Origin of the sequence: Actinosynnema sp. NPDC023658, from assembly GCF_040639995.1 — a bacterium.
In the GTDB taxonomy this organism is placed as follows: domain Bacteria; phylum Actinomycetota; class Actinomycetes; order Mycobacteriales; family Pseudonocardiaceae; genus Actinosynnema.
In genome coordinates this window covers 1-13,320 of the sequence record NZ_JBFAAX010000140.1, presented here as the reverse complement: position 1 = coordinate 13,320, position 13,320 = coordinate 1, and the positions used below count along the sequence as shown (strand labels likewise).

At 66.3% G+C, this 13,320-nt stretch carries 3 protein-coding genes; 2 read left to right on the top strand and 1 reads right to left on the bottom strand.

The window, feature by feature from the left end; translation table 11 throughout:
* Positions 1-504: 504 nt before the first annotated feature.
* Entirely contained in the window at positions 505-5,769 is a 5,265-nt protein-coding gene (locus AB0G02_RS17355; RefSeq protein WP_360794951.1) for an SGNH hydrolase, read from the bottom strand.
* A gap of 613 nt (positions 5,770-6,382) precedes the next feature.
* Between AB0G02_RS17355 and AB0G02_RS17350 the strand changes: the two genes are divergently transcribed.
* Entirely contained in the window at positions 6,383-12,481 is a 6,099-nt protein-coding gene (locus AB0G02_RS17350; RefSeq protein ID WP_360794948.1) for an RHS repeat-associated core domain-containing protein, read from the top strand.
* A gap of 30 nt (positions 12,482-12,511) precedes the next feature.
* Positions 12,512-13,009: a hypothetical protein gene (locus AB0G02_RS17345; protein ID WP_360794945.1), complete on the top strand. Its 498-nt coding sequence runs from the start codon at positions 12,512-12,514 to the stop codon at positions 13,007-13,009.
* Positions 13,010-13,320 lie beyond the last annotated feature (311 nt).

Sequence of the window (13,320 nt, the reverse complement as noted above, 5' to 3'; positions counted from 1 at the left end):
ACGGCCCGCAGACGAAGATCGTCTACGAGCCGTTGACCAGGCAAAACCCACTGTGGGCGATACTGGGATCGAACCAGTGACCTCTTCGGTGTGAATGAAGCCGGAATAATGCCTCTACCGGCGCGGATGTAATTACCACAGGAAAAATGCCGCTATTGGGTGCCGTTGAATGCGGTTCAACGGCGTTGGACGCGTCCGACGGCTCCCATTTTGCTCCCACATCCCGCTCCCGGGAACTCTTCGGATCCGATCTGTCTCCCGATCTGACATAGAAACCGGTCGGTCCGACGCCAGAACGTCCCGGCTGCTTGCTCAACCGACGCGAACCGCAGCAGCTGACGTGCAGGTCGGGGCTCATGGGCGAACTCAAGGGCCCACACGATCAAACCTGCGGTCTCGCCGCCGATCCTCGTGTCCGAGATCGCCAGCCTCAACGAGGGCCGAACGGCGTGGCCGGATTCGGTGCAGCGCATCCGGCCACGCATGCCTACTCCCGTGGTTGCTTCAGAGTTCGGCTCGTGGTGGGAAGTCGCTGATCGCGTCGGCTAGGTATTGGGCGATCTTGTGGTGGTAGGCCTCGTTGGAGACGCCATCAGTGAGGTACTGAGGGGCGATGCGGTTGGGGTTGGCCGCATCCCGTACCGCCTCGTCGAAGTCGACCGCGTAGTCGGCGTTGTACAGCGACAAGCGGGTCAAGATGTCTTGGTTAAGTTGGCGACGTTGCGCTTCTCGTGGGTCGTTGGCATCCAGGCCCAGTGGCGGCACGGTGGTGAGGATGACGTGGATCGCTGTGCCGTCCGGGCGTTGTTGGCGTTTGATGCCGTCGGGGCTGTCGGCTCTGATGAGCGCGGTCAGGCCGCCGATGACGTCGGTTGCATCGGCGCCGCGGAGGATGCTGTTGGCTCCGGCGGCGATGAGGACGGTGCGGGTGTTGGGTGAAGCGAGCGCGGTGCGGTGGAGGTCGCTGCGGACGTTGCCCGCGCCGACCGAGCCCGCGTCGGGGTAGGCAGCGAAGTCGCGTTGGTTGTAGGCGAAGACGAGGTCGTTCTGGGTGATGAGCCACTGTTGCACGCGCACGTCGGCGATCGACCCGTTGAGGAAGGCGGTGTTGACGTTGGCGTGGCGTGCTCGTCCGATGGCGAACGCGCCGTTGGCGGCGAACGGTGCGACGTCGCTGACCGATGCTTCCAGAGCGCCGTTGACGTAGAGCCTCGCCATGTGGCTGTGTGCGTCGTAGGTGGCGGTCAGGTAGGTCCAGGTGTCCGGTGCGGGTTCGTTCTTGGACAGTGCCTGCCACGCGGCGGGGCTGGCGGAGTCGGCGGAGTGAGCGGTGAAGGACCAGCGGCGCGCGGTGGCGTTGTAGTGGAGCTTGAAGGCGCTGGTGATGGTGCCGTCCTGGCTGACGGCGGCTTGATCGGTGTCGAGTGAACGGATTTTCACCCAGGCGGAGACGCTGAAGTTCCTGGTGGTGTCGAGGACCTTGCCGGTGGTCTTGAAGTGGCCGGTGGTGCCGTTGAGGACGGCCGAGCCGTTGTGGTCGGTGCTCCAGGTGACGCCGCCTTGTGCGGTGGCGTTGGAGTTGCCGGTGAAGTCGCGGGCGGTGGTGCCGGTGCCGTCGGTGAGTCGCCAGCGGGCGGTGTCGGGGATGCCCGCGCGGCTGGCGTTGACCAGTCCGCCGGGCAGGGTGGTGCCGTTGGCGGCGAGCTTGCCGGGCAGTTCGTCGACCCAGGTGTTGCGCTGGCTGCTGCCGGGAGGTGCGGTGGCGGACAGCTGGTCGCCTAGGACCACGACGGTACCGGCGCTGGGGTCAGTGGTCGAAACGTCGACGCCGGCGATGTAGTAGCTGCCGGGCAGGGTCGTGGTGAACGGTGTGCCGGTGGTGCTGGTGACGGCGTTGCCCGGGGCGAGGTAGGTGGGTGCGGTCGGGGTGCCGTGCAGGGGTGCCTGGGTGACGGCGGTGGGCAGGTGGATGCTGACGACCAGGTTGCCGTTGCCACCGATGGGGTAGGTGACCGGGTCGGTGAGGATCTCACCGCCCGCGGGCAGGGTGACGGTGGCAGCACCGGAGAACAGCAACGCGGTGGTGGGTCCGGTCGCGGAGTCTGTGCCGACCTGGCCGGCGATGCTTGCGGCATCGATGGTGACCGGGGTGGTGCTCAACGCGTTGGACAGCTTCACCCGCGTCTGGCCGCCGGTCACGGTGGGCCGCAGCACGGTCCGCAGCGTCTTGTCGGCGAACCCGTGTCCTGCCGGCGGGACGACGGCGGCGTTGGCGGGCGCGGCCCAGGCGCCGACCCATCCGGCGTCGACCGGTCGCGGTGCGATGGAGAGCACGTGCAGGCTGGGTGCGCAGACGTACGACAACAGCGGCGAGCCGTAGTTGGGCAGGGTGAGCGATTTGAGGGTCTTGGTGGGATCGGCAGGCACGAAGATCGGGTAGATCACGGCTTGGTGGGACTTGTCCGCGTTCGGGCCGGCGAGCCGGTAGGGCAGGGCGATGCCGGTCGGCTCCCACGGCAGGTTGGCCCAGTCCGCGACCGAGGGGAACTGCGGGTTGGACGTGGTGCCGTCGGTGTAGGTGATCGTGCCGTACCGCGTGGGGCTCACTCCGCAGGTGCTGGTCACGAGCAGACCGACGCTGCTCGCCTTGACCTGGTGCGCGGCGGGGAAGGGGATCGTCTGGCCGATCGCCACGACGTTGTCGTTGCCGGTGGTCGGGTTGGCGGCCGGCATGCCGAAGGTTGCGCCGCCGATGACTGCGGTGCGGCCAGGTGCCAGGCCCGCCGCCGACAGGGTCTGGGCGGAGAGTCCCTGGCTCACGAAGTCGAAGTCGCCGGCCGTGGTGCCGTCGTTGCCGATGCCCTTGTTGTTCATGGCGTCGGTGAAGTTTGCCGTGGTCACGTTGTTGACCGGTTGGAACGTGAGGTAGTCCAGCGCGATGCGGTACCGCAACTGGGTGGAGTCCGGGTGGGTACTCACGGTCCGGAACGTCATCGTGTGCTTCCCGGCCGTCAGGTGGGCGCCGCCCAGGCCGACGTAACGGGTGACCGCGCCGGGGTCGTAACCGTCCACCGGTGTGGTGTCGGTCTGACCGATCACGATGCCGTCGATGCCGACGCTGTAGTTGCCGTAGTGGAACGCCTTGGTGATGCCCGCGCCCACGGCGTAGTCGGCCTCGATCGGCACCGTGACCTCGAGTGTGAACGCTTGGCCGACTCCGTCGCCCTCGAACCGGATCTGAGCACCGCTGTTGAACACCAGACCACAGCAGTCACCCATGTACGTGACCGCTTTGTCGTTGGCGGTCAGGGGCATCGCCTCGGCGTCGAGCTTGACCGTCGGCGAGAGTTCGATGAAGTCGAGGCCGACCTTGGACGCGGTGGCGGTGGAGCCCGACTTCCTGGAGATCTTGACGCCGAGCTGGTGGATGCCCGCGGCCAGGTGTACTCCGGCGAGCTGCTTGTCGAGTGTCGTGGTCGCCGCGGCGGTGCCGCCGAGGAACTTGTTGGAGACTGGTTTGCCGTCCAGGGTGAACTCCGCGTCGTCCGGCACGGCAGCGTTGTCGATCAGGCCCGCGTCGACGTTGTAGTAGCCGGCGGCAGGTGCGGTGAAAGCAACGGTGAACGTCGCGCCGTCGGTTGTGGTGGTCGCGGCACGGTACTTGCCGCCCGAGGCCGCCGCGTCGTTGACCACCGCGGTGGTGACACCGGTGCCGGTCGCGGTCAGCGACTCGGCCTCGATGCGCGAACTGGGCGCTGGGGCGACGTACGAGGGAGCGATGTAGAACTTGTAGGTCTCGGACTCCGGGGACAGCTTGTGGGCGTCGTCGAAGCTGCGCACGTGCACGGTGTGGTAGCCGGGGCTCAACGTGGGCGGCACGGTGATCCGTGCCGTGCCGCCGTTGTTGGCGACCCACCCACCGGTGGTGCCGAACGTCTGGTTGTAGTCGCACTCGGTGGTGGTCGGCGTCCGCTCGGTGCCCGCGCCGGAGAAGGTGTAGGTGAACCCGGCGATGTTCGACGCGCCCTTGGCGTCGAAGGTGAACCCGCCCGGCTGGTTCTGCGGACGTCCCCAGTAACCGGCGGGGTAATCGGCGCTGGTGATCGTCGGCTGCTGGCTGATCGGCACGGCGCGCGTGGTGAACCACGACCAACCCGAGTACCCGCTGGCTCCCTGGTTCCTCGACGGATCACCGGGGAACTGGTTCCACGCCGCGACTCGGTAGGCCCAGTCGCCGTTGCCGAGGTTGGCGGTGCTGTTCCAGGACCCGGTGCTACCCGAGGCGATGACGACCGGCGAGTTCATGCTGGCCTTGAGCGTCGTGCCGGTGCTGTTCCAGATCTCGTAGAACAAGCCGATGTTCAACGGCGGGTTGTTGTTGTCGGAGGCCGACGCGTACAGCTTGGGGTACGCGTCCGGGGTGACGGTCCGGTTGTCACACGTGACCGCGTTGCCGACCGCCAGGCTGTGCGGCACGTTCGGGGGGAAGGCGAAGACCACGTCCAGGTGCGGGTTGTGGTCGAACTTCTTCCACTGGAACCTGTTCCCCTCGTCCGGGGAGCGCAGCCCGAAGTTGACCTCTGACCAGTTGTTGTTGGTCGCGCTGACCGCCGTGCCGTACACGTCGAAGCGGACCGCACCACCGCCGCCGCAGTCCACACCGGCCTTCGATGACCGGGTGTCGATCGTGAACCCGTTGGGGCCGGGCCAGCGGGTCGACGAGCTGATCGGGTCGACCTGGAGGACCGAGACCGGTTGCTCCACTTCGCAAGATGTTCCGTGCACCTGCGTCGCGTACAGGTAGGCCTCGTAGATCTTGGCCTTGGTGCCGTTGCGCTGCTGCAGATCGGTGGAGTTGAAGCGGAAGAACGAGCGGGCCGTCCAGCTGCCGTTGCACCCGGTCCAGTAGTCGCAGAAGCCGACCTGGGCGTCCATGTTGGCGTTCCAGTAGTACCAGCCGCTGCTCGTGACCTCGGCCCACGCCTCCTGGTAGCGGGACATGACGGGGTCGATGTACACCGGGTAGTGCACGTCGTCGCCGATGAGCGCCGCGGTGTCGGGCGTGACCGTCAGGTCGACGGTGCTGGACCCGTTCGTCGGCTCGGGTGTGACCGCCTCGGCCGTCACGTCGAGCTTGGACACCTTGCCGCTGCCCGGATCGGTGGCGGTCGGCGCGGGTCCCACCATCGCGTCGCTGCTGGAGTCCCACATGATCGGCGTCGAGCCCTGGAACACCACCTGGCCGTCACTGTCCACGGCACTGAGCACGTCGTGCTGGTCGCTGCGCACTTCCAGACCGGTCGCCGTCGCGGTCAGCTCCAACGACGACAGCTCCGGGTTGGCGGCGGCCTGCGCGTCCCACACGATCAAGACCTCGGAGTACCCCGCGGCACTCGCGGTCAGCTGCAGGTCCACGCCCGGGAACACCGCGGGGTACGTCGCGGTCGGACCGTCCACGACCGGGACGGGCAGCGGGACAGGCCAGCTGAGGGCGAATCGCTTGTCCCCCTCCTGCATCGTCACCAGTGGTGCGGTGCCGCCCCCGGAGAACGTGACACCTGACGGACTGGCAACAGAAGCGAGCCCGCCGTCGGCCGTGCGGGTGAGGGTGGTGTCGACATCCCGCCAGGCACCGTCCCGCTTCACCCGCACCGGCTGGGCGTGCGTCCGCAGGGTGAACGTGCCCTCCGGATTCGCCAGCACCTCGCTGCTCTCGGTGTACGCATCCACCACCGCGACCGGCTCGCCCGTGCGACGCGCCTCCGTCAACGCGGTCGCCTCCGTCGGCGTCTGCGGTTCAGCCGAACTGTCGACCGCGGGCTGCGCGGAAAACGGCTGCGCGCCGAATCCCGGAGAAGCCGCAGAAGGCGCGACGAGGCCACAGAAAACGGCGCTCGCGGTCAAGAAGGTGATCATCGTACGCCGTCTGGGCGTAGCAAAGCTGGTCGTTCTGCGAGACACGTGTCCCCCCGGACTTCGACGCCGACCAAATGCGGCGGGCCGGACCCTACCGGCACGTTCTACCTGCAAGAAGCAGCTCGTCTGAGACGAACACCACAGCACATCCTGTAACGCTGCGCCAAACGGTTGTCCCTCACAGTGATCCCGCTCAGGGGCTTCCCGACCGAGCCTGATCATGGCTATGGTTTCTCCGGTTTGGGCCGATCACGGCCTTGTTCTCAGGGGGGCTTGAGAAATGTCCGGTGGTAATTCCGCGCGCCCGCGGCACGGTCGACAGACACGGTCCAGACGGTCGTTGGGCTTGTGGGTCACCACGGTGATGGCGGCCTCGCTCGTCGTCGGCCTCACCGCGGACAGCGCACCACCGGATTGGGCACCGCCGCTCGCGCAGGAACAGCCGGTCCCGCACACGGATCTCCCCGTGGCCCAACGACCTGCCCCCGCCCAGCCGGTCGACACCGGCCTGCGCGACGCCGCCTGGCCTCAGGCGGGACGGGCCACCGTCACCGCCGGGGCATCGGCACGACCCGCCGGCGACCTGCCCGTGAACCTGGCCTCCGACCACGGCGACCGCTCCTTCACCGTCGAGGTGGTCGACCAGGAGAGCACCCACCGCGCTGGCGTCACGGGTGTGCTGTTCACCGTCACGCCGGAGGGCAGCGAAGGCAAAGAGGACGTAGCGGTCGGAGTCGACTACTCCGCCTTCAGCAACGCGGCCGGCGCGGACTTCGGCTCCCGGCTGCACATCGTGCGACTGCCGGACTGTGCCCTCACCAAACCGGACGCGGCCGAGTGCCAGGTGCAGACCCCTGTACGGTCGAGCAACGACCCGAAGGCGCGAACTGTCACCGCGCGCACCGCCGTGGCCGAGCCGATGGTGTTCGCCGCGACCGCGGACAGCGGCGGTTCCAACGGCACCTTCAAGGCCAGCACCCTCGCCCCCTCGGGCAACTGGTCGGTCTCGGGCAGCGCGGGCGGCTTCCACTGGACGTACCCCATCGTCGTGCCGCCTTCGTCGTCCGGCTCCGCCGTCGCACCGAAGGTGGCGCTGTCGTACAGCTCGGCCGCCGTGGACGGCCGCACGCTCGCGACCAACAACCAGTCCTCCTGGATCGGCCAGGGTTGGGACTACTCGCCGGGCTCGATCGAACGCACCTACCGGGGCTGCGCCGAGGACAAGACGCTGCCCGAGGCTCAGCAGACCGGTGACCTGTGCTGGGCGGGCCAGATCGTCACGATGGTCTTGGACGGCAAGTCCACCGAGTTGGTACGTGACGACGCCACCGGGACCTGGCGTGCTTCCACCGACGGGGGCGCCCGGATCGAACTGCTCACCGGTGCGGCCAACGGCGTGCACGACGGCGAGCACTGGAAGGTCACCTCGACCGCCGGCGTCAGCTACTACTTCGGGCTCAACCGCGGACCCGGCTACACCAACCAGGCGCAGACCAACTCCGCCTGGACCGTCCCCGTCTACGGTCCCCGTGCCGCTGACGCCTGCTACAACCCCGCCGGCTTCGCCCAGTCGTGGTGTGCGCAGGCCTGGCGTTGGAACCTCGACTTCGTCGAGGACACGCACGGCAACGTCACCTCGTACTACTACGCGCCCGAGACCAACTACTACGGTGCCAACAAGCAGGCCACCGGCGTGTCCTACACCCGCGGCGGGACGCTCAAGCGCATCGAGTACGGCCTGCGCAAGGTGGAGAACAGCATCTACGGCGCGGTCGCGCCCGACCAGGTCGTGTTCGACGTCGCCGAGCGCTGCCTGCCCGACGCCACCTTCGACTGCGACCCGGCCAAGTTCACCGCCGACAACGCCAAGCGCTGGCCCGACACCCCGCAGGACCAGGACTGCAAGCAGGGCACGGTGTGCAACAACCACTCGCCCTCCTTCTGGTCCACCAAACGGCTGACCACGATCACCACGCAGTACAACCAGGGCTCCGGACCGGTCACGGTCGACCGGTACCAGCTCGGTCACGAGTTTAAGGACATCGCCAACAAGGAGCTCTGGCTCCAGTCGATCACCCGCACCGGCTTCGACAAGGACGGCAAGTCCGTCACCGTGCCGGCCGTCACCTTCACCGGCCAGGTGTTCGACAACCGCGTGCAGGGCTACAACAACCTGCCCGCGCTCGTGCACTGGCGGGTCACCAACATCGCCACCGAGACCGGCACGTCGATCAACGTCACCTACAGCCAACGCGACTGCACCGCCACCAGCGTCCCGACCGACCTGACCCACAACGACCGCCGCTGCTACCCGGTCTACTGGACCCAGCCGTACAACCAGAACCCGACCCTGGACTACTTCCACAAGTACGTGGTGGACCGGGTCGAGGTGCAGGACCTCAACGCGATCTCGCCCACCCAGGTCACCGCCTACACCTACCTCGGTGCCCCGGCGTGGCACTACGACGACGTCGAGATCGTCAAGCCCGAGCACCGCACCTACGGCCAGTTCCGCGGCTACGGCAAGGTCGAGGTGCGCACCGGGAACACCGCGCACACCGTCGACGGCGTCCCCGACAAGAAGACGCTCACCCGCACCACCTACCTGCGCGGCATGGACGGCGACACCCTGCCCGGTGACGCCCGCCGACCGGCGAAGGTGGGCAACTCGCTGGGCGAGGAGATCACCGACCACCGCCAGTTCGCCGACATGACCTACGAGCAGGAGGTCTTCAACGGCGACGGTGGAAGCCGCATCTCCACCTCCATCACCGAACCCAACGTCCTCGGCACCACCGCGACCCGACAACGCTCCAACCTGCCCGCGCTGGCCGCGGAGCTCGTCGGCGTCTCGCGCAGCAGGATCATCACCGACCTCGCCGCCGGCGGCGTCCGCACCGCGACCAGCACGAACCGCTACGACACGGTCGGCAGGCTGGTCGCCAAGACCGAGTCAGGCGACGGGGTGCCAGACCTGTGCACGACGACCACGTACGCCGACAACACCACGACCTGGGTGCGTGACCGCGTCGCGGAGTCCACCGTCTCCCAACAGGTCTGCCCGGCCGAGGGAGCCTCACAGACGTCCATCCTCAGCTCGGCCCGGACCTACTACGACGGGGCCACCACCTTGGGGACGGTCACCCTGGGCGACCCGACCAGGACCGACGCCGCCACGGCCAACACCAACGACCAGCTGACCTACAACACGGCCGGAACCGCGAAGTTCGACCCCGCCGGTCGAACCACGGAGGCCACCGACGCCCTCGCACGCCCCACCCGCACGGCCTACACCCCCACCGACGGCGGCGTGCTCACCAAGACCGTCACCACCAACGCCAAGAACCAGACCAGCACCCTCGAACTCGACCCCGCGCGCGGCAACCCCGTGGCCAGCCTCGACGTCGGATCACGGCGCACCGACGCCACCTACGACCCGCTGGGCAGGCTGAACGCCGTCTGGAAGTCACCCCAGACCAAGGGCTTCGACCCCGCCACCGTGACCTACGACTACCTGCTCCGCAACAACGGGCCGCTCGCCGTCACCAGCAAGACGTACGTGGACTACCGGACCGGCACCAACTACGTCACCAAGATCGACCTGTACGACGCCTTCGGTCAGCTGCGCCAGTCCCAAGCCGACGCACTCGACGGCGGACGCGTCGTCAGCGACGTGTTCCACGACTCCCACGGCCGCGCCCGACACACCAACAGCGGCTACATCACCACCGGCACCCCAGGCACCACCCTGATCTCGGTCGACCCCAAGTCCGTCAACAGCCGTTCGGTCACCGACTACGACGGCGCGGGCCGTCCAGTGCTGGAAACCGCCTACAAGGGCATCACCCCTACGTGGGCGACGAAGACCGTCCACGGAGGCGACCGTGTCACCGTCTTCCCCCCGCAGGGCGGCACCACGACCACCGTCATCAGCGACATCCGAGGCCGCGAGACCGAGGTCCGCAAGTACACCGCACCGCCCCTGGTCAGCGGCGACGTCGTCTCCGGCGGCGCGTTCCAGACCACCACGAACGAGTACACCCCGCTGGGACAGCACAAGAAGCTCACCGACCCGGTCGGCAACCAGTGGACCTTCACCTACGACCTGCTCGGCCACAAGACCAGCCAGACCGACCCCGACAGTGGCACCTCCACCACCACCTACGACCTCGCCGGGCAGATCCTCACCACGACCGACGCCCGCAACAACACCCTGGCCTACAAGTACGACGAGCTCGGCCGCAAGACCGCCCAGTACGCCGGCTCGACCGGGGGAACGCTGCTGGCGTCGTGGTTGTACGACGGCGCGCAGAACGGCGTCGGCCTGCCCTGGTACTCGACCCGCTACACCCCCGAGGGCAACTACATCTCCGGTGTCAGCGTCTACGGCGGACCGGGTTGGATCGGAAAAACGATCGTCCAGATCCCGGCCGCCGAGACAGGGCTCAACGCCCTGTACACCACCACCTACAGCTACACCAGGACAGGACAGCCCACATCCGTCGAGCCCGCCACGAACAACCGCGGCGGCCTTCCCGGAGAGATCGTCACCACCAGCTACAACAAATACGGCAAGCCGGTGACGACAGCGGGCTACAACGTCTACGTCGCCGACTCGACCTACACCCCCTACGGCGAAGCCCGCCAGTTCACCCTCGGCCCGTCGAACAACACCGCCAAGCTCACCTACGACTACGACGCGCAGACCCGACGCCTCACCCAGACCACCATGTCGGCCCAACAAGCCGAGCCCCAGATCGACGACACCCGCTACACCTACGACCCGTCCGGCAACGTCACCAAGGCCGTCAACACCCAAGGCCCCACCAACCGCGCCCTCGTCCGCACCCAGTGCTACACCTACGACCCCCTGCGCCGCCTGGACAACGCCTGGACCGCCACCGACGACTGCTCCGCCACCCCCTCCACCACTCCCGGCCACGTCAACATCGGCGGACCCACCGCCTACTGGACGTCGTGGGACTTCCGCGCCGACGGCGTGCGCACCACCCAAACCCAACACGCCCTGCCCGGCGCCACCGGCGACACCACCACCACCTACGGCTACCCGACCGTCGGCGGCTCGCAGCCCCACACGCTGCTCAGCGCCACCACCAAGGGTCCCACCGGCCAGACCCAGTCGACCTACGGCTACAACGAGGCAGGCGCCACCACCCGCCGCACCCTGGCCACCGGTGAACACAAGCTGACCTGGGACATCGAGAACCGACTGGACACCGTCACCTCACCCGACGGGCCCACGAAGTACGTCTACGACGCCGACGGCAACCAGCTCATCCGCCGCGACCCGGGCAAGACCACGCTCTACCTGCCGACCCAGGAACTCACCCGCGACAACACCACCGGAACCGTCACCGGCACCCGCTACTACACCCACAACGGCGCCACCATCGCCGTGCGCGTCGGCAACACCAACCCCACCTACCTCCTCTCCGACCTGCACAACACCCACTCCGTCGCCGTCGAGTCCGTCGGCTTCGCCGTCAGCCGCCGCACCACCGACCCCTACGGCAACCCACTCGGCACTGTCGAAGGCCGCCCTTGGCCCGACCGCCACGGCTTCCTCGACAAACCGGTCAGCGAGACCACCGGCCTGACCGACATCGGCGCCCGCAAGTACGACGCCACCACCGGCCGCTTCATCAGCGTCGACCCCATCCTCGACACAGCCGACTCCCAACAGTGGACCGGCTACACCTACGCCGGAAACAACCCCACCACCTACAACGACCCCACCGGCCTCATCCCCAAATGCGGCATCGACGGCGCAGGATGCGGCACACCCAACTACGACAAGTGCTGTGGCCCCAGTAGCGACGATCAACCGTATTTCAGTTGGGAGGTAGATGATGGTCTTGTCGTAACGTACGATCGCTCATCCAACGATCACTATGTCAACGACGTTTTGCTACCGTCCACTGCCCCCAACCTCGGCAAGTTGCTGCATGAGGCGAAAATCGACATGCAGAATATGCCGTATCGCAAGGAGGACGACACCGGCCTTTTGCTCGCCGAAGAGGTCTACACACTTCTCGAGAGATCATGTAACTGGATCGGACGGGAATGTCCAGCTTCCTTCGTAGTGGACCTCGTACTGGCGCGACCCGACGTCGGCATGGGAAACGACGCGGCAATTTCCATGCTCGGCGCGATCGGCGCAATCGGAGGGACCGGTGCAGCAGGAAAGCTGAACAAGGCAGGTGGGCGCCAACCGCCAGCTGTAAGCAATTATCGGGGCCGGTTTCAAGTCGCGCTACGCGCGCAAGGAAAGCCACGCCTTCCGGCTGACTGGGATGCACATCACGCAATTCCTCAAATGTATCGAAACCACCCGGAGTTCAAAGATTTTGATTTTGACGCTCCGAGCAATATGCGTGGCGTTCAGGGAAGTCGTGTTCCGGGCAACACGACCAATCATCACCAGCAAATCACAAATCGATGGGATGAATTCTCGCGGAACAACCCCAATGCAAGCAGAGGTCAGATTGAAAAATTTGCACGCCGAATTGACGAGGAGTTCCTTGGAACGTTCTGGTATCATTAGGTCGATAAATCGCCGCCGAGGTGGGGCCGAATGGAACTTGAAGCATGGACCGAACGAATGAAGCTGCTCGTCGAACGATTCGAGTCGACGTTCGAACAGATAAACGGGTACGAAGCGGAGGGAAATCTGGTCGAACCAATGTCGACTGGAGCGCCAGCCACACCCGATGGACTCCCGGATGACTTGATCAAGCTCTACCAGGCCGTTCGAGAAGTGCGGTTGCCGGATTTGGAAAATGGCTACTTCATTCATCCGATTGAATTTATCCTGAACGCACGCGCAAACGGTACACCGATGCACTCCTCAGAGATCTCAGACGGTCAGATCTACGTGTTCGGAAGTAATGGCGGCGGCGACCTGTTCGCGGTGCCGTTTACAGGCGCACCAGTATACCTCCTACCGCCAGGGCGGGTACACTCAAATGTATACCGCTCCACCGCAATGTTCCCGCAGAAGATTTCGAATGACATCGAATCTTTTCTATTGCTCCTCGAATCAAAACTGGAGCGTGCGATCGAAGATCATTGACAGTTGTGCTATCGATGATCATCTTCGCCGGTAGAACAGTCAGTGCCATCGGTGCTGTTGCGCAGTGAGGTCGCGAAGGACGCCGAGCCGTGTACCTGCCGAGAACTCCATCCACGCTGGTAGAAGGCGTGCAAGGCCAAGACATCGAAGCGCTCACAGCGCACGGCTGTATCCGCTGTGACAGCGACAAGCACGGCATGATGACCGGCTGTGCTGCTCCGACTGGCCTACCTCGGTGTGACCAACGCGTTCGCGCTGCTGCGCCTGCTGCCCATGAGTGATCGGGGTAACGACGTGAAGATTCTGGCGCT